9 protein-coding genes and 1 tRNA gene are annotated in these 19,042 nt (G+C 71.8%); 9 read left to right on the forward strand and 1 reads right to left on the reverse strand.

Going from position 1 to position 19,042, the window contains the following annotated elements:
* Nucleotides 1-229: 229 nt before the first annotated feature.
* Nucleotides 230-1,093 carry a single-stranded DNA-binding protein gene (locus RB614_RS24970; RefSeq protein ID WP_308715053.1) on the reverse strand — a complete coding sequence of 288 codons (864 nt, stop codon included), beginning with the start codon at nt 1,091-1,093 and terminating at the stop codon, nt 230-232.
* A gap of 184 nt (nt 1,094-1,277) precedes the next feature.
* Here RB614_RS24970 and RB614_RS24975 point away from each other — a divergent pair, with 184 nt between their 5' ends.
* The 9 genes from RB614_RS24975 (at nt 1,278) to RB614_RS25015 (ending at nt 19,027) form a co-directional block, all read left to right on the forward strand.
* Complete coding sequence (locus RB614_RS24975) at nt 1,278-2,276, forward strand: alpha/beta hydrolase (RefSeq protein ID WP_308715054.1); 999 nt, start codon at nt 1,278-1,280, stop codon at nt 2,274-2,276.
* A gap of 118 nt (nt 2,277-2,394) precedes the next feature.
* Nucleotides 2,395-2,467: transfer RNA gene (locus RB614_RS24980), tRNA-Arg, on the forward strand.
* 406 nt (nt 2,468-2,873) lie between these two features.
* Nucleotides 2,874-3,842: a hypothetical protein gene (locus RB614_RS24985; RefSeq protein ID WP_308715055.1), complete on the forward strand. Its 969-nt coding sequence runs from the start codon at nt 2,874-2,876 to the stop codon at nt 3,840-3,842.
* Between the two features lie 12 nt (nt 3,843-3,854).
* A complete protein-coding gene (locus tag RB614_RS24990) occupies nt 3,855-5,885 on the forward strand; it encodes a WXG100 family type VII secretion target (protein ID WP_308715056.1) in 2,031 nt (676 codons plus the stop codon).
* Nucleotides 5,886-5,894: 9 nt separating this feature from the next.
* Nucleotides 5,895-6,458: a hypothetical protein gene (locus tag RB614_RS24995; RefSeq protein ID WP_308715057.1), complete on the forward strand. Its 564-nt coding sequence runs from the start codon at nt 5,895-5,897 to the stop codon at nt 6,456-6,458.
* A 26-nt stretch (nt 6,459-6,484) separates the two neighbouring features.
* Complete coding sequence (locus RB614_RS25000) at nt 6,485-7,399, forward strand: SseB family protein (RefSeq protein ID WP_308715058.1); 915 nt, start codon at nt 6,485-6,487, stop codon at nt 7,397-7,399.
* 99 nt (nt 7,400-7,498) lie between these two features.
* Nucleotides 7,499-7,852 carry a hypothetical protein gene (locus RB614_RS25005; protein ID WP_308715059.1) on the forward strand — a complete coding sequence of 118 codons (354 nt, stop codon included), beginning with the start codon at nt 7,499-7,501 and terminating at the stop codon, nt 7,850-7,852.
* A gap of 92 nt (nt 7,853-7,944) precedes the next feature.
* On the forward strand, nt 7,945-8,826 hold the full coding sequence (locus tag RB614_RS25010; protein ID WP_308715060.1) for a hypothetical protein: 882 nt from the start codon (nt 7,945-7,947) through the stop codon (nt 8,824-8,826).
* A 64-nt stretch (nt 8,827-8,890) separates the two neighbouring features.
* Complete coding sequence (locus RB614_RS25015) at nt 8,891-19,027, forward strand: toxin glutamine deamidase domain-containing protein (protein WP_308715061.1); 10,137 nt, start codon at nt 8,891-8,893, stop codon at nt 19,025-19,027.
* The last annotated feature ends 15 nt before the right edge of the window (nt 19,028-19,042 follow it).

Here is a 19,042-nt window from a genome sequence, read left to right on the forward strand (position 1 = left end):
CCCGGCGGGCGCCCGTCTCGCTCGAGTGGGCTGCTTCGGGCGAGACGGGCGGGTGCGGGTGGTCGACGAAGCGGATCGACCACGCCGCTGGTCCTGGTGCCGGCGGCGGCCCTTCGGGAGGCATGAGGGCCACCGCCGGCGGCGTCCCGGGCCGGGGGCTGCTTGCGACCCTGGACACCACCCGCCCTCCGGGCAGCTCGTCCGCCAGCCGACCGGTGGGCGGTCGCCGCTAGGCGGGGACCGGCGTACGGCTCCGGCCGCGCCTGCCCCGCGCCGGCTCGCCGGGCGCCCCCGTCTCGGGCAGACCGCCGTCCGACTCGGTCAGCCCGGCGCCCGCCGCCACCGCGGCCAGGTCCGGCTCGGCGCCGTCACCGGGGAGCATGTCGACGCTCAGGCCGTCTGCCGTCTTGTCGCCGTCACCCTCCTCCGCCTCGTCCAGGTCGTCGCCGTCGTCATCGTCATCGTCGTCATCCGCGTCGGCTGGGACCGTGGCGGCGATGGCGAGCGGGTCGAGATCCTCGTCGAACTCCCGGCCGCCGCGCATCTCGGCCAGCGCGTCGTACGACGGGGACGAGATCGGCACGGAGCCGAAGTCTGGATCGGGGATGTCGTCGAACGGGTGGTCGCCGTGCCGGGTGGGCGCCTCGGCCTCCGGCACCGCCTCGGTCGCCTCGCCGCGCACCCGGCTTTCCGCCTCGTCGTCCTCGACCGCGCTGGTGGCGGCCGTCGGACGGTTGCGCGCGAAGCGGGCCCGGCCACGGGACAGGTCGTGGCCGACCGCTACGGCCTCCATCTCGTACGCCACGCGGGGGTTGCCCTCCGTGTCGCTCCAGTCGCGCGTGTAGAGGCGGCCGACCACGACCACGGGATCGCCCACCATCACGCTGGAGGCGACGCCCTCGGCGAGCCTGCGCCAGCAGGTCACCCGCACGCGCAGGCTGTGGCCGTCGACCCACTGCCCCGACTCGCGGTGGAGGCGGCGTGCGGTCGAGGCGACCTTGAAGTTGGCCACGAGGGTGTGGCTCTGGCTGGTGCGGCGCCACTCGGGTGCCGTCAAAACGTTGCCAATGATCGTGAGATAAGTGTCAAACATCGCGTCTCCCACGCAGGGGTCCGAAGGGCTTGTGGTGCGAGTCGACTCGTGCGACAGCCTGGCCCCGCGCGACCGGTCCACGCCACCGCGTGAGCGCCGGCTGTGGACGAGCGGGCGCCCTGTGGAAAACACCCTGATCAAGCGTTGATGTGCTATGGACCGCCCATGGCGTACCGTTCCCGGGATGAGGGACGGGGAAGTGGACGTTCTCGGCACGCCGTACCAGAGCAGGGTCATCGACCTGGGCCACGACGAAGAGGGACCGGTGGTCGCGACGCTGGTCTCCCGCCGCGCCCAAGCGCCCACCGGGCGCGCGGTGCTCTATGTGCACGGGTTTGTCGACTACTTCTTCCAGACCCACCTGGCGGACTTCTACACCGACCGCGGATGGGACTTCTACGCGCTCGACCTCCGCAAGTACGGGCGCAGCCTCCTCCCGCACCAGACGCCGAACTTCTGCCGCAGCCTCACCGACTACTACCCCGAGCTCGACGCCGCGGCCAGCATCATCCGTGACGAGGAGGGCCACCACACGCTGCTCGTCAACGGCCACTCCACCGGCGGCCTGATCACGTCGTTGTGGACACACGACCGCCGCGACGAGCGCCTGGTCGACGGCCTCTTCCTCAACAGCCCCTTCTTCGACTTCAACGCGCGTTGGGTGGTGCGCAGACCCTTCGCGGCCGCCGTCGCGCGCGTCGGCCGCGCCCGCCCGCTGCGGATCGTCCCGGTCGCCCCTTCTCCGGTGTACGGCCAGACGCTCCACGCCGAGCAGCGCGGCGAGTGGAGCTACGACCTGGCGTGGAAGCCACTGCTCGGCTTCCCGGTGCGGGCCGGCTGGCTGGCCGCGATCCGCGAGGCGCACCAGCGGCTGCGGGCCGGCCTGGCCATCCCCGCGCCGGTGCTGCTGGCCTGCTCGGTACGGAGCTTTCGCGGCTCGGCCTGGCACGAGGCGGCCGCCCTCGCCGACGCGGTCCTCGACGTGGAGCACATGGTGCGGTGGGCGCCCGGTCTCGGCCCGCACGTCACGGTGGTACGCGTCGACGGCGGGCTGCACGACCTCACGCTCTCCGGACCCGTCGTGCGCGCACGCGTGTTTGACGAGGTAGGGCGCTGGATGGGCGCGTACGTCGAGCGTCCCGTGCGGGTCGACGAGACCGGCGGCGTGGCGGAGGCAGCCTGAGGGTCGGCTGAGCGCTGCCTGAGGATCCGACACCGCCATCGGCCGTAAAGCCGGTGCTCGTCAGCCGTGCACCTGGAAACCTAGTATGTGCTGGCCAGTGTTGCCGTCACGGCGTCACGCGCTCGTAGCTCAGCGGATAGAGCAGCTGCCTTCTAAGCAGTTGGTCGCAGGTTCGAATCCTGCCGAGCGCGCGTCCCACCTCCTCTCGGCGGAAACCCAGCGGGTGTCTCGGTACCGGTGCGGGCTGGATCGTGGCGTGAAGGGGTGAGGCATTCGAGGTGGTTCATCATTATTGGACCACTTTTGCCGGCTGCGCTCGTCGCCACCAAAGATGGCTCTTGGCCGGGTATGGGGTGGCCAGCACGGACGACAGGCGCTAACTTCGGTCGCTAACGAGGCGCTTGGGACGAGAAGGCAGCAGCGGGAGCCGCTTTGACAAGACACCAAGGCCGGGGGCCCAACGGCTTGCGGGCGGCCGTCGCCCATGACCGGTAGGGTGCTCGGCGGCCGCGTTCCGAGGGTCGACGATCTTCGCTGCGACGGCTCGCGGCAGGAGCGTATCGTTAACAGTCACCGCGGGACTTCGGGGGAGACACCGTGACCAAAGACTATTCGAGCATTCCTGACTCGAGCATCAACGTCGACGTCACCGACCTGGTCAGCTACTTCCTGAAGATGCAGGAGCTGTCCGGGTCCGGCGGAGGGCCGGCGCTGGCCGAGCTCAACGAGATGCCGCTGTACATTCAGGACGGGCTCACCATGCAGCCCGCCGACGGCGTCGCCCCTCTCCCCGAAGGCATCCACGCGGCTCACCAGATCAACGGTTACCGCAGCAACTTCCAATACTTCGTCCGGGACGTGATCGAAGGGATCCAGAACATCGGCTCCGCCGCCTGCGTCATCGGCGAGATCTTCGAAAACGGCGACGGCGAAAACGCGGCGGACCTGTCCGACATCATGTTCGCCTTCAGCGACCCGGGCGCCGGCCGGCCCGACGGCTTCCGCCCCGGCCAGGACCCCAAGACCCTGGACGAGGTGCGGCAGGAGCAGATGGCCAGCATGCCGCAGGCGGCCCAGGGCGGAGACAACTACACCTCGGTGCGGCAGGAGAACGGCTGGACCATCTACACCTATCCAGACGGCTCCGTGCTGAAGAAGCACACGGTGAGCACCGGCTACTACGCGGCGGGCGACACGACGACCGAGGAGGTGTACGGCCCGGGCGGCGCGTTCGTCTCCCGCACCAGCACCCATACGAACAGCGAGCTCGACGGCACCGGAAACCGGACCGTCACGGTCACCCGGGCCGGTGAAGAGGGGGCGTCGACGACCAGCACCACCCGTACGTCGACGCGACCCGACGGGTCGATGACGGTCACCAGCTCCAGCACCAGCCGAAACAGCGAGGGCGAGGAGACGGCCGGCCCCACCCGCACCACGACCATCGATCCGCAGAACGACGGCGGCGACTCCAGCGGCACCGCCGGTCCGGTCGAGGCGGCGGAGGAGCGGTTCGGCACCACTGGCTCCGACGGCATCCAAGAGGAATACGGCCGCGGGTACTAGGGGGCGGACGCGATGACCGACGAGCGGTACAACTACTGGGGCTACGAGACCTCGGGCAACACCGAGCTCCAGCGTGAGCGCGAGGCCCTGCGGCACATGCCGGAAGGCCGGGACGGCAGCTACCGGTACTACCCTCCGCTGGAGGCGGGCTCCAACTATCCGTCCCCCACTGTGGACTGGGACGACCCTCGCATGGACGAGGACAGCGACGAGTACCGGGCCGCGTACGCCAACGACAGCGTCGAGCGGATCTACAAGCGGGTCATGGCGCAGGACTCCGCGGCCGTCCGCCGGGTCGCGCACCAGTGGCGAAACACCTACCACACGCTCGACGAGCTCGCCGACCGCATCTACGACCTGGCCGACAAGCTCCGCAGCGGCGGGGGCGGCAGCGACAAGGGTTGGCAGGGCAAGGGCGCCGAGGCGTTCATGGCGCGCGGCCCGGGCGCGACCCTGAAGTCGATCGACGACTGGAAGTACGCGGCGACGATCATCTCCTCGGGGATCGACGCCCTGGCCGACAAGATCGACCACTATCAAGGCAGGATGGAGACCTTCTACGAGGAGTACAAGAGTCACATGGTCTCGAGGAGCAACGAGTTCCTCGGGATGTACGGCTTCGACTCCGTGGGCGATCTCGAGGGGCAGCGGCTGCACGGCTTCGACGCGGGCGAGTCGTATGTGAACATCATGCGACACGCGTCCGATGAGAAGGTCGCCGAAGCGCGGCAGATCCAGGCCGACATGGCGGAGTCGTACCGGACGACCATGTGGCAGGAGTTCGCCGGCGCCAAGGAGACCCGTTACGAGGGCCCGGGCGACGCGGTGCAGCACAACCAGGCATTCGTCGAGCGGTGGATGACGGAGAAGTTCGCTCCGAACATCACCCCGCCGAGCATCACGCAGCCCAACATCACACCGCCGACCATCACACCGCCCAGCGTCGACCCGGCCCTCCTGAAGCAGCTCGAAAAGCCGCTCGGCCTCCAACCGGACATCACCGCGCCCAGCGTCGACCAGGCGGACCTGCCGTCCACCGAAAACCTGACGCAGAACGCTCCACAGATCACGCCGCCGAACGTGGTGATGCCGCCCGCGGCGCTGCCGCCCCCCGCCATCGCGCCCCCGGCGATCCGCCAGGTCGGTCCGGCCGGCCCGCCGGCCCTGCGCGCTCCCGGTGAGCTGCCGACGGGCCCGGGCGCCGGACGACTGCTCAACAACCTCCCAGGCGGCGGTGGGCCGGGCGTCCTTCGGGGCGCGAGCGCCCCACCTTCGGCGGAAGGGCTGCCACCCTCCCCGCCGCAGGGTGCCCGCCCCGGCCAGGGGACGCCACCGCCGCAGATCAAGCGGCCTGGGCAGCCAGGGGCGCCGAGCATGCCGCAGCAGGGCCAGCGCGGCGGCGGCCCGGACCGGTCCACTCCCGCCACTCCGGGAAGCCCGGGCAGGCCGGCCTTGGAAAACCAGTTCGGCGGCCCACCGAGCACACCAGCGTCGCCGGTCATGCGCAATCCTCGGTCCACCCCCGGGGGCGACCCGCGCGATCCGCGCCGGGGTACGCCCGGCATCGCGAGGCCCGGGGTCGGCGGGCAACCGCCCGCGCCGGGGCGTCCCGACGCCGTGCCGCCCGTGCTGGGCCGGCCAACCGGCGGCACGCCCAGTGCGCCCGAGAGGCAGACCGCGCGACCGCCGGCCGGATCCCGAGACACCGGCCCGCTCGCAAACCCGCTGGCCCCGCCGCCCCCACCCACCTCCAGCCCGATAGTCGGGCGCACGCCCAGGCCGGAGCCGCGGGCCGAGACCGCCGGTCGCGTCGTCCGCGCCAACAAGGGCGGATCCAGCGGGTACGAGGCGCAGATCGGCTCGCGGCGGCGCGAGCAGGAGCCAGTGGTGTCCAAGGTGGACGCAGAGTTCGACAAGATCGCAAAGCTTCTCGACAAGGAAGCGCCGTGGCGGGTTGCGACCCCGGGCGGCGGTGTCCTGGATGCCGCTCCGACCCCCAACAGCACCCCGACGGCGGAGCCCAAACCGGTCATCGGGGGGTGACGGCGCGTCTTGAGACATGGCCTAGCCGCGTGCGCCGCCGTCGTCGTGCTGGCCGGGTGTGGCGGCGACGAGCCCGTCGCGGAGCCCGCCAGCGGCGGGGCGCCGACCTCGTCCCCGTCGACACCACCGGGTCCGCCCAGCGCCACCGGCCCTCTCTACCGCGAGCCGGCGAGCCTCTGCGCGGCCGCCGACCTGAGGCCGCTCACCGAGCTCTACCCGCAGGTGCTCGACCCGATCGGCGATGGGCCGGGGCTGTGCCGGATCACCCTGAAGTCCCGCGACGCGTCCCTCGTGGCGTCCCTCGACTCAAACACGTTTCCTGAACCGTCGAACGCGTACTACGGCTACCGGGGCTTCCGCGGTGACACCGAGGCGTACAGCGACATCCAGGGCGTCGGCACGGCCGCCGGCTGGGCGCCGAAGGACCAGGGGATCTGGTTCATGGCGTACGACCGTAACGTGCTCCTGATAATCGATATCAAGCACACCGATCCCCGCCGGAAACTGCCCGCGGACGCGCCGGAGCACGTGGCCCGGGTGGCCGCCGGCACCTTCGCCCGCCTGCCGAGCTGACCAGCCATGACAGATGAGGCGCGCTGATGGAGCTCGAGACGTTGACCCCCGACGACTGGCGGCCGGCAAACGACGTGGAGGAACGGCTGTCGGCGGCTGCCACGGCGGGCGACCTCCCCGAGATGCTGCGCATCCTCGCGGGCGCGCCGCTGCTGGTGCCGGGTCTCCGCGACGGAACGGCCGAGGAACAGCGGCAGCGCCTGTTCACACGCGACCGCGAGGGCGTGCCGTACGTGCTGGTCTTCACGTCTCCGGAAGGGCTGTACCGTGCGGTCGCCACGGACGGATGGCGGGTCACCAACATGACGGAGCTGGTCGGGGGTGTCCCGGCGGGCTATGGCCTGGCATTCAACCCGGCCACGCCGATCGTCGTGCTGGTCGAGCCGGAGACGGTGCCCACATTGGTGCCGACGGCGGCCTCGACCGCCGACTTCGTCCCGGCGAACGAAGGCGAGCGGCTGCTGCGCGACGCCCTGATCGCCCCGGACGCCGACCTGGCGCTCGGTGTCCTGGTGACCGCGCGGGTGCTCGCGCCGACCCGGGCGGTGGACATCGACGGCGTGCTGACCGTGCCGGTCTTCACCTCGACCGAGCGGTACGACGAGTTCGTCGCGGGCTGGGACATCGACCTGCCGACCAGGAGCCTGGACCTGGTGGCGGTGCTTCAGCATTGGCCCGGCCCGGAGTACCGGCTCGGGGTCAACCTCGGCTCACCGATCGAGCTGTCCCTGCGCGGCGAGCGGGTGCCCGAGCTGCTCCGGTACGCGGTGTCTCTCGCCCACCGGCTGCGCCAGCAACCCCCGCCGGACAGGGCGGTCCCGCGGCAGTCCCCATCCGTCTCGACGGCGGCCGGCGCCACCCGGACGCCGGACGAGCCGGAGCCGGAGCCGGGACCCTCCGAAAACGGCAACATCGCTGACGTGCTGCGCGGATTCCACTGAGGTCACGATGAGCCAGCCCTGAAGCGAAGCTCAGGCGGGTGCGCTACGCAGAGCACATCATCTATTGTCAAGGCAGGCTGAGGAAGGACGGGGAGGCCGATGAACACTTTCTTGAGGCTCGAGGACGACCCCAACGAGATCGCGGGCACCGGCGCGCGGCTGCTGGGGATGGCGCAGCAGTTCCAGGGCGAGGTGCAGACCGTCCTCGGCGAGATCAAGTCGATCGACGCCGAGCGCCCGTGGGCGTCCGACAAGTACGGTCAGGCGTTCGAGGCCAACTACACCAAGGCCGGGGAGGGCCAGGACGAGCCGATCCGCGACGCCGTCCAGGAGCGCATGGGCCACGCCGGCGAGCAGCTGACCACGGTCGGTGACCAGACCGTCCTCGCCATGACGGAGTACCAGGGCGCCGACGACACGGGTGCGTCCGAGATCCGCAAAACCGCCATCTAGCCGGGTCCGTAGTGAGCAAAGCTGTCCATATCTACATCAAGTACGCCGGTCCTCTCCGGGTAGTCACGCGGCGCGTGGCGCAGGGTCTCGGGATGACCGGATACTTCCAGTCCGACCTCGGGTTCATGGGGTCGCTGGACGCGTCGCCATGGCTCGGCGAGCAGGCGTGGACGCATGTCTACATCGGCGCGAACGAGTGGGACCCGCACGAGGTGACCGCGTTCTCGCCGTACGAGTATGCGGTCAGCCTGGACATGCGTGGCCCCTACGAGCGGGTGGAGCGGCTGGGCTGGCTGGTCTTCGACCGGCTTGTCCAGTTGGGTCTCCCGCTGGCGTACGAGGGACGCGACGCGGATCTCATGGCCGACTTCCTGCCCGGCCGTGGCGTACGCAGGTTTCCGACCGGGACCGATCCGGAGGAGTCGAACCGTGTGGCGTGGCACGAGCCGCGCTTGCATGACGATCCGGCCGCGCCGTGGGGGGCGGAGCCGGAGCTGGCGGTAGTTCCACCCGGGCGGGTCGTGGTCTTCGAGACGGCCGGGCTGCTCCAGGTGGTTCCTATGGCGCGAGCGGACGGTGGGTGGCGGTGGGTGGCGCCAGCGGCGTCGATTCGCGCCAGCCGCGGCGCGCACGAGGTCGGCCTGTTGCTCGGCTCCACGCTCGACACCACCTCGGCGCCAGACCGTGACGACCGCGCCGAGATCGAGCGCCTGTTGTACGACCTGCCTGGCGTGGGCTTGACGGGTGTCGAGGATTTCGGCCGGCGCAGCGTTTCGGTGGAGGTGCGTTCGGACGGCGCTGTGGTGACGGCGGTCCCGCACGGTCCGTACCGGGGTGCTCCCGACGAGCCGCCCAGCGGCCCGGTCGTCGAGTCGCTGATCCAGCGGCAGGACACCGCCGGACTCGATGCCGCCGGCCTGGGACGGATGATGATCGACCTCATCTCGGCGGTACGGGAGCACGCGCCAGTCTGAGGACGCGACATCGACGGGACGTGGGTGGCCGTGCGGCCGCGGGAGAGATCGGGGGGAGGCTGACGTGGCGCCGACGGCGGAGGACGCTGCCTCGGCCGCCCTCGACGCGGTCGAGGTGTGCCTGCGCGAGATCGACCGCTGGATTCCGGTGCTCGGCGACTTCCTCGACATGATCTCCGATTGGCCGGAGGCGGAGCATGTCCGCCTCTACGACCTCGCGGAGCAGTACGGATCGGCCGCGGAGCTCTACTCCGGCCATCTGGAAGACCTCAACGGGTACATGCGAGACCTGGACGCCTGGCAGGGCGACGGCGCCTCGGAGATCGCGAGGCAGCAGCTCACGGGCTACTTCGAAGAGCTTTCCAGCATGGCGGAGACCCTTGGTGGGGTCCAGCAGTACGTGCACGGCCAGGCGCTCGAGATCGAGTCGATGAAGTGGATGGCCGTCGTCGCCCTGGTGATGATGATCATTGCCCTGATCCAGATGATCATCACGATCTGGACGGGCATCGGGGCGGCGGCGGGCGCCGTCGCGATCAGCGGGGCCCGGGTCACCATCCAGACCGTCGCCAAGGAGCTCTTCCGCAAGCTGATGCAGGAGACCATCAGGGGCGGCATCCGCAAGATGGTCCAGACCGGCTTCACCAACGTGGGTCGGCGGGCACTGATGGGCGCCCTGGCCAATGCGGCGTTCATGGGCGGCATCAAGGCCGGCATCATGGGGATCCAGGCGCTCCAGGGCCATGACCCGTTTGTCGACGGTTGGGAGCAGAAGTTCGCGATCGGCCTCGCCGACAGCCTGATCGCCGGCGCGATCGGTGGCCCGCTCACCTTCGGCGCCAACAGTCGCTTCGTGGAGGCCGTGGCGTTCGGCGTCGGCCAGCTCGGCGACAACCTGATCCGCATGGGCCTGGACTCGCTTTTCCGGGCGACCGGCAACCAGGACTGGGCGGAGCGCAACGGGCTCTACAGCGGCATGGGCCTGGGCGACGCCTTCCAGGCGATCATGCCGGCCTCGATCCTCGGCGAGATGATGGAGCCGGCCGGCCGCGGCCACCGGCCGGATCACGTGCAGAACGCGGTCAACAACGGCGCCAACAACCTGTTCAACAACCTCCCGGACCCTGCCCCGGGCGGCGCCCAGCAGACCGGCAACCAAAACCAAGGTGCCCCGGCCCCTGTCCTCGCGCCCGGCGGCCTGCCCGCCGGCTCGCAGTCGCAGACCGGTGGCCCAGCGCCCGGCACCCAGGGCGCCGGCTCCCAGAGCGGCAACCAGGGTGCCGGGTCTCAAAGCGGCGGCCAAAGTGGATCCCAGCGCGGCGGTCAGACCGGTTCCCAGGCCGGCTCCCAAAGCGGCTCCCAAGGTGCCGGCACCCAGAGCGGCTCCCAAGGGGCCGGCACCCAGAGCGGCGGCCAAAGTGGATCCCGGGATGGCGGTCAGAGCGGCTCGCAGGGCTCCCGCGGATCCAACACCGACGGCGAATCGTCCGAAGGCTCCGCGCAGACGCAGGGCACCCAGCCCGACGGGGCGAGCGGCACGCCTCCCGCCGCGACCGACGGTTCCTCCAGCACCCCGCCGGCGGAGTCCGACGGGGCCTCGGGCACACCGTCGCAAGGGGACGGTGCGTCGCAGACGAACGACTCGTCGTCCGGCCGATCCACCGCCACACCGACACCGACGCCCGCCACACCGGCCACACCGGACGGTTCGACGTCCACAGAGACGGGCGGCTCCACCACCAATACCGATGGCACGGCGTCACAGCAGACGTCGAGTGAAGGGGATCGGGCCGAAACCGACCAGCGGAGGGCGACGCCGGAGGTGACGCCGCCCGTCTCGTCAGGCACTGTGGAGGGTTCGACCGACGGATCGGCTACGCAAAGCGAGTCTTCGGACGCCGCGTCGAGCCAGCCACCGTCTGAAGGGGACGGCACCTCGACCCGGGATTCTTCCGGGGAGAGTTCTACCTCGGAGAGCTCGTCGGCCCGGGCGTCCGCAGAGGACGGTCCCTCCACCGACGGGTCCTCCTCGGAGGATTCTTCGTCGGAGGATTCCTCGTCGGAGGGCACCGGCAGCACGCCGCCGCCCGTGCAGCCGGACGCGGCGCGTCCCGACACCGGTCAATCGTCGAGCCAGCCGTCGTCCAGCCAGTCGCGCGAGGCGCGGTGGTGGAACTTCGGCAAGCGCCTCGAACAGCGGATCGAGGCGCAGTTCACGGAGGGCGCCGCCAACTTCTTCGGGGGTACGCTCCAGGGCAGCACGGTCCGGCCGCCAGCACTCACGCCAGACCTGGTGCAGCGGGTGCTCGACGCGCGGCCGGAGTCGCTGAGCACGTACGGCAACCGCATGCGCGGCTTCATCGAGCAGCACTTCACAGAGGTGGACGCCGCCGGGACGCGCCGCCCCCTCGACGATGCCCAGATCGCCGCCAAGCTGGCCGACATGCGCGGCGCGACACCCGCCCCGCAGGGCGGCTCGGCACCGTCCCCCGGCGGAGACGGCCAGACGGGCCAGACCGGGACAGGCCAGACCGAGACGGGCCGGACCGAGACAGGCCGCACTGAGACGGACCGGACCGAGACAGGCCAGACCGAGACGGACCAGACCCGGCAGTCCGAACAAAGCCGGGAGGAGAGCCAGCAGGCCCGATCGGAGAGCGAGACCCGGCGCAGCCGCGAGGAGGCGCCGGCCCTGCCCGGATTCGCGCCGATGCCCGGACCGGTACTCACCCCTACCGGCAGTGCCAGCCCGCCCGGCAGCGTCGCACCTCCTGGCGGGACCACGCCCGCCGGCGGTACCAGCCAGTCGAGCGGCACGAGCCAGTCGGGGCGCGACGGCGACGGTTCGAGTAGCGAGAGCTCCACTCCGCCGGACGAGGGGCAGGGCCAGCCCGAGCCGAGCGCCGCGACGGGCGGTTCGTCAGTTGGCTCGTCCTCCGGCGGCGACGGGACCACCGGGACCGCGACGCCGGACACCACGGGGACGACCGGCCAGCCGGCCAGCCCCGGAGACGGCACCCGTCAGTCCCTCATGGACCGCGTCCGCGACCGCGTCAGCCGCCTCTTCGGACGGGACTCCGCCAGCCAGCAGACGCGGCAGGAGGCCGCCGAACGGGCCGCGTACGAGGCGAACATGCGCCAGGCGCAGGCACAGCTCCGGCAGACGATCGAGAGCGATCCGCGGGTTCAGCAGCACCGGCAGACCGCCGCGAACGCCGCCCACCAGGCGCAGCAGGCGAGGACCGAAGCGGCCGCCGCGACCAACGACGCCGGGCTCGCCCGAGCCGAACAGCAGGCCGCCCAGCAGCGAGCCCAGCAGTACCGCAACCAGGCCGCCCGGCTGGACCCCAGTGACCCGCAGCGGGGCGCGCTGCAGCGGGCCGCCCAGCAAGCCGACCAGTACTCGTACCAACGCGCCTTTGACGCCCAGAACGCCGAGGCACGGGCCAGCGCCGCGCAGCAGCGCGCGCAGGCGGCTGACGCGACGGCGGCCCAGGCCAATCGGGACGCGGACCAGATCACGCAGAACGCCGCCACGCACCAGCAGGCCGCGTGGCGTATGGCCAATGTGGACACGGGCGCCGGGTTCCGCCAGGTCGGGCCGGCGCACCCCGGTCCGCAGGTGTCGATGGTCAGCGGCCGGCCCGACGTCCCACCCCCGGTGTCGCAGAATCGCCCGTACGACCAGCCGGGTGGCCTGCGCCGGCCGCTGGCCGCGGACCAGGCCCGGCTGCAGCGCGCGCTCAGCGACGGTCAGGGCGGCTACGTCCGGACCCCCGACCCGACCGGCCCATGGCTCCGGCTCGTCAACGCGTTCGGGCTCGGTGACCCGACGCGCACCCAGAACTGCCAGGACGCGGTCGCGTCGCTCTTCGACACGTTCGTACACGGCCGGCCGACCGTCGCCGCCCCGCGTACGTACGACGGCTATTCGGGGAGCAGCCCGCATGTGCCCTCGGGCGGTGAGGCGGACGGCCCGGGCCGGATGGAGGACCTCTCCGGCGGCCGGTTCCAGTCACTGGTGGGCAACCTCTCCACGCAGTCGCCGAGCCAGCGCGGGCCGCAGGTGGACCGGGGCTTCGACCAGATCCGGCAGCAGCTCCTCGCCGGTGGCCACGGCTCGTTCGCCGCGATCATCACGGGCTGGCAGAGCGGCAGCTCACACGCGTGGGCAGCGGTCAACCACAACGGAAACATCTATTTCGTCGACCCGCAGGTGGGCACCGTGGTGGCCGCCGTCGACGGGCCGAACGGCGTCTCCTACATCGACCCGCACACCGGGCAGGACGTCGGCAACCCGATCCACGACCGGTCGCAGATCACCATGATGGATGCGCTGGTGGTCGACGGGTCCGCGCGGCCCATGCCGTTCGCCAACAATCCGCCCGGCACGTGGAACTCCCGGCCGCTCACGCCCGATTACCTCGCGTCGCAGTCGCCGCAGGTGCAGGCGTCGGACGGCGCGGCGAACGATCACGCCGCGGCCCGGGCCGCGCAGGAGCAGGCCAGGTCCGAGACGCAGCGGGCCGAACGGCTACGGCAGCACGCGCAACGGCACGCCACCGAAGCGCAGGGGCATGCCCTGCGGGCCCAGGCCGACGCCCAGCAGGCCCAGACACACCGCGCGGAGCGCGACGCGGCCGCGCAGCGGGCGACCCGGCTCGAGCAGGAGGCCCAGCGTCACGACGCGTACGCCCGGCAGTACGCGGAACTGGCCCAGCGGGGCACCCCGGACGCGCAGCAGGCCCAGCACATGGCCGACCAGCACCGGGCCCTCGCCGACGGGGCCCGGCAGCAGGCCAACGACCAGCGTGCCCAGGCACAGCAGCACGAGGGCGAGCGCCAGCGGGCCGAAGCCAAGTGGCGCCAGGCCGAGCAGCAGCGCGCCGATGCGGAAGCCCGCGCCGCCGCGGTCGCGCGGGACGCGGCCACCGCCGAGCATGCCGCCGCCGCGAGCGCGCAGCGGGCGGCGGCGCTGGAGACCAGCTACGGGCAGCGGGCCAACCAGGCGGCGCAGGCCTACGACGCTCAGGCCGCCCAAGCGGCCGCCGATGCCGCGCACCACTCGCAACAGGCCCAGCAGCACCCGCCGCACGACCCGCTGCGGCGCCAGGAGGAGGCCCGCGCCGCGCACCACAATCGGCTGGAGCAGAACGCCCGCCAGGCCGCGCACCACCACCGGGTCGCCGCGCAGCACCAGCAGGCCGCGGCGGCGCGTGACGCGCGCGCCGAGTGGTACGACCAGGCTGCCCAGCGGCACGAGCGGCAGGCCGCCGTCGAGGAGCGCGACGCCCGTACCCATGAGCAGCGCCGGGCGGCGGCGGAGGCGCGGTACCGGCAGGCGGCCGCGGTCGACCCGCAGGTGGCGCAGCGCTTCCGCGACCAGGCGAACCACTTCGCGCAGGCCCGCGACGCGGCACAGGCCCGTGCGGCCCAGCAGCGCCAGGACGCCCAGACGGCGAGGCAGACGGCCGCCACCGAACGGGCCGAGGCCGCGAACCATCGCAACGCCCGCGATCAGTTTGAGAGCGCGGCCCGGGAATGGGTCCAGCAGACCCGGCGCGAGGACCGGTTCGACCCGGGTTCGCAGACGCCGTCCGGCCGTACATTCGACCCGGAAAACCTGCCCGACGGGCTGCGCCAGCGGTACGACGCGCTGACCGACCCCCGGGCGCGGGAGCAGTTCGCCCGCGTGTACGAAAGGGCGCGCGACGACGCCGGCGTCACCCGCGCGCTGGAGGGCATGGAGCGCGGGGCGGCCAGAAACGGTACGACGCTCGAAGACGTGCTCGTCGAGCAGCACGAGAAGGCCGCCGCGCGCCAGGCCGTGACGCCCCCGCCGCCCGATGTGGTTCGCGACATCGACCAGCGACTGCGGGAGGCGGAGCGGGTCCGGCAACGGATAGACGCGTACGCGCAGGCGCATCCCGAGGTCCGGGGCATCGATCGGTGGCGGCGCTCGCTGGACGCCGAGATCACGGCGCTGGAGAACGAGCGCGAGGGGCACGGCACGCCGAGCCCGGAGCGCCACGGCCGGAGCATCCAGGGCATCGACGGCGAGGTGGCGCTCGCCGAGCGGTCGCGCGGGGTGGTGGAGGTCGCCATGACAGTCGAGGTGCGGCTCCCGGACGGCCGGGTGCTGCGCACCGACATCGACGTGGTGGCCGAGGGCGGCCGGGTCTGGCTCGACGCCAAGAGCTACGAGATCTTCGGGCCGGACAGCTACAACGTCCGCCACCACCAGGGACAGATCGCGCGACAGCTCGAGATCATCGAGCACAGTGGACACCGCGTCGACGGCGAGCCGCCGCGCCTGGAGTGGGTGTTCGTTCGCGGCGTACACCCGGACGTGGTGCCGCTGCTCGAGGGGACCCGGGTGTACGACCCGGAGACCGGGGCGGAGCTGCCCCACCGGGTCACGGTCACGGACGGCCGCCCGCCGGACACCCCGCCCCCACCGCCCCCACCGAGCGGCGCCCCACCCGCCCCCGCGGCCCCACCGGGAGCCGTCCCGGACACGACAGCTCCCACCGAGGTAGCCGGCGAGCAGGGGCCACCGGACACCAGCCGGGACGATGACCGCCTGTACTCGCGGGAGGTCTCCCACACCAACCAGGACGTGCTGGTCAACGGTGGGGACGCGCCGTTCACGCTCGAAGAGGTGCACCGGGTCGCGGAGATCCTCGGGATCGACCTCACCGGCGTGGACGTGCGACTGATCACCGACCCCGAGGAGATCCGCTACCTCGACTACCAGGGGGCCAGCGCGTACACCCCGGTCGAGGCCGGCGGGCGGGAGATCCGACTCGGCCCGGCCGCCTTCGCCGACGCTGAGACCCTGGCGGTGACGATCGCGCATGAGTACAAGCACGTGGAACAGATACGTTCCGGTGAGACGATCAATACGGCCACCCGGCGTGAGCTGGAGGACGCGGCCTACGCCGTGGAGCCGGCCGCTCTGGAAAGGTTCCGGGCACACTCCGAAGGGGGATCCGATGGCACCGACGGCACGGTTCTCGATCGAGAAGGTGTTCGACCTGGAGCAGAGGAGCGGTCTGCTGGCGTCCGGGATGGTGCTGGAGGGCGTGATAGCGGAGGGCACGGTGCTCTGGGACGAGACGACCAGGGCGCAAACGACGGTACTGGGCGTGGAGTTCGAGACCAGGGCGGAGCGGGAGACCGGCCGGACGACGCTTCTGCTCGAACGGACCGACCCGACTCCGGTGGTGCCCGGCCGGGTCCTGACCAGCATGACCTGACCCGCCACATCGGCCCACCCACGGATGGCTCAGCTCCGGCCACGCACGCCGACAAGTCAAGCGGTATGCCGGCGCCAGATGATCGGGCCGGACAGACCGAAACCGGCGACGCGGCGAGCCCCGACGCCACGCCGGCGTACGTGGACACCGCCGAGGCGGTCCGGCTCGTCCGCCAGCACCTGCACGCCACCCGCGCCGGCTACGCGTTCTACCCGGCCGGCGACCGGGTGCTCTCGTTCGCCCATGCGGTGCCGCCCCGTCCCGGCGTGGTCACCTTCGACCTGCACGGCTCGCCTGACGGCTTCCACATCGACGGGCGGGTGCTGACCCCCGAACAGTTCGCCCACGCCATCGACGTGATGCGCCAGGAAGGCCGGATCCACCTCGGCGCCGGCGACCACGTCCGCCTGACGGCCTGCGACGTCGCTCGCGGCGACCACTCGCCCGCCGCCCGGTTCGCGCGGGCCTCCGGTACGGCGGTCACCGCGCCGACCGAACGGGTGTGGACCAACCGGCGGGGCGAGGAGCGCGTCACCTCCGCGGAGCTGCGCGGCGGCCGTTGGGTGCCCACCGAGCCGGACAACGGTCGCTGGCGCACCTTCGAAGCCGACGGGCAGGAGCGCGGGGCGCCGCACACCGAGTCCGGCCCGACCCCGGAGTACGGCGGCTCGGAAGCGGCCCGGTCCGGCACGGACGGCGCCTCGGAGCAACCCGCCAGCGACGGCGACCCGCGCGGCCCGGTGCTCACCCCCGACGTGCTCGAGAGCGAGTACGGCATGCCGGAGCGCAACCAGGAGGCGTTCCAGGCATACGCCGAACAGCACGGCCTGGTCATCGACGTACGGCCGACGAACGCGGCGGCGGTACGCTGGCTCGCCGAAGGCGCCATGCCGAAGCCGCTGGATATCAAGGCCAAGACGATCGACGAGCGCGACGTGCTGCTCGGCGCGCAGGCCGGCAACGTCGGACTGGTCGGGTACTTCGAGCCGCGGCTGCCCGCCCGCCCGGACGGCATGTCCGACGCGCAGTGGGAGTCCGTCGAAAAGCGGTACCGGCAACGGCTGAACGAATATGCCGAGCTGTCCGAGACGATGGCCCGGCTGGCGGCGAGCGGGCGGTTCACCGTCTCCGACGGCGTGGTCTACGCCGTCGAAGGCGAGGGCGGCCAGCGCCCGATCACGGGCGACCACGACTTGTTCGACATCCGCCGCACCGACGGCTCACGCCTGGACCCCGACGAGTACGGCGACGTCATCGAGGAGCTGCGCGGGCAGGGCATCGGCGTGCAGCACGGCGCCCACATGTACTGGCAGCCACAGAGCGCCTTCGAGCTCCAGATCCACGCCGACATCGCGGCCAAGCACCAGCCCGGCGGCGAGGAAGGGCTGGTCCGCTTCGCGCCCGGCGAACCGCCCCGCCTGGTCGACGCGTCGACCCCGGTCCACGAGCAGACGTCCGCCCCACCGCGCGACCAGGACGAGTCACCGTCCGGCGGCGACGAGTACCAGGCCCGCTCGGGCACCGACCCGCCATCCGACGCCAGCCCGCCCGCGACCGACCGGGCGGACCTCGACCGGCTCGCCGCCGAGGCGAGCCGTCCCGGCACCGGCGAAGGCGCCACCGGGCGCGCCCGCACGCAGGTGTACGCCATCGCGGAGCGGCAGGGCCTGCTCGGCAACGACGCCACCACGGCCGAGCGCCGGGAAGCACTCGGCGATCAGCTCTCCGGGCAGACCCGGCAGCTGCTGGAGACCTCGCCGAGCCTCGCCGACCGGGCGCGCGTGGAGCGGCTGTACGCGCGGGAGGCGTTCGACCACACCGGCTTCCCCCTCGACCAGGCCGTACGCGGCGCGGAGAGCCTGCCCGCCCTGCTCGAGTCGGGCGTACAGCCGCACGAGATCGCCCGGCATGCCACTCCGGAGACGCTTCGGCGCCTGTTCGACCTGTCCGAGAGCCAGGCCAACGACCTGGCGACGCTGCTGGGCGACCCCCAGGTCCAGACGATGCTGCACGACAGTTGGGGCAGCCCGCCGTTCGATCCGCCGATCCTGGCCGAGTCGGTCCTGGCCAAGCTCGGCGCACACCCCGAGCTGGTCCGGATGATGCTCGACCTCCCGGACCTGCGCAACGCCCTCGCACTGCGGCCGGTGACTCTCGACCACCTGGCCAGCCACCAGCAGGCGATCGACACCTTGCGGGAGGTGGTGGAGGACATCCAGCGCCGTGGACCGGAGGCCGTGCTCGCCGACCCCGAGGTGACGGTGGAGCCGACACCGTTGACGGACGACCAGCGGCAGACCAGCGAGGCGGCCAAACCGGAAGAGGTCCAGGATCGTCAGACCGGCTTCGACCAGCGGCGGCAGGACGATGCGGCGTATCGGGCGGAGTACCTTGACTCGATGTACGTACAGGCAGTGCGGGCCCAGGCGGAGCTGAACGCGATGGCGGCCGAGGTGGCGGGCGACACCGGCGAGCCGGCCGGCCGGTCCGAGCCGAAGAACCGCCAGCGGGCCGAAGATAAGGTCGTCAAATACCGCGGTGAGGTGTCGAGACTCAAGGATCTCGCGGCCGCGAAGGTCGCCTTCGACACCATGGCCGATCTTTATCGAGGGCTGGAGCAGGTGAGACAACACCCAGGGGTGACCATCGTCAAGCTCGACGATCGGTTCGCTCGTCCGCAGGACAGTGGCTACCGGGACATACAGATGAGTGTGCGCACCTCCAATGGACATGTGGCCGAGTTCCGGCTGCATCTGAAGTCGCTGGACGAGGTGGCGGATTGGGAGCACGCCCTGTACGAGATCCGTCGTGACCTGGATACGTTTGGCAAAGAGCGTCGCCTCACGCCCCCGGAGGAAGCCATCCGATTCGGCCTGCTGCAACGGGAGCGGGAGCTGTTCTGGCAGGCCCTGCGGCCGGCGTTGGGAGAGGGCCAGCCGTGACCGTGCCGAGCGGCT

The organism is Phytohabitans maris, from assembly GCF_031085175.1.
In the GTDB taxonomy this organism is placed as follows: Bacteria; Actinomycetota; Actinomycetes; order Mycobacteriales; family Micromonosporaceae; genus Phytohabitans; species Phytohabitans maris.

Coding starts and splice junctions, on each gene's coding strand:
- RB614_RS25005 (WP_308715059.1), top strand. CDS start 7,499: ATGAACACTTTCTTGAGGCTCGAGGACGACCCCAACGAGATCGCGGGC.
- RB614_RS25010 (WP_308715060.1), top strand. CDS start 7,945: ATGACCGGATACTTCCAGTCCGACCTCGGGTTCATGGGGTCGCTGGAC.
- RB614_RS24970 (WP_308715053.1), bottom strand. CDS start 1,093: ATGTTTGACACTTATCTCACGATCATTGGCAACGTTTTGACGGCACCC.
- RB614_RS25000 (WP_308715058.1), top strand. CDS start 6,485: ATGGAGCTCGAGACGTTGACCCCCGACGACTGGCGGCCGGCAAACGAC.
- RB614_RS24990 (WP_308715056.1), top strand. CDS start 3,855: ATGACCGACGAGCGGTACAACTACTGGGGCTACGAGACCTCGGGCAAC.
- RB614_RS24975 (WP_308715054.1), top strand. CDS start 1,278: ATGAGGGACGGGGAAGTGGACGTTCTCGGCACGCCGTACCAGAGCAGG.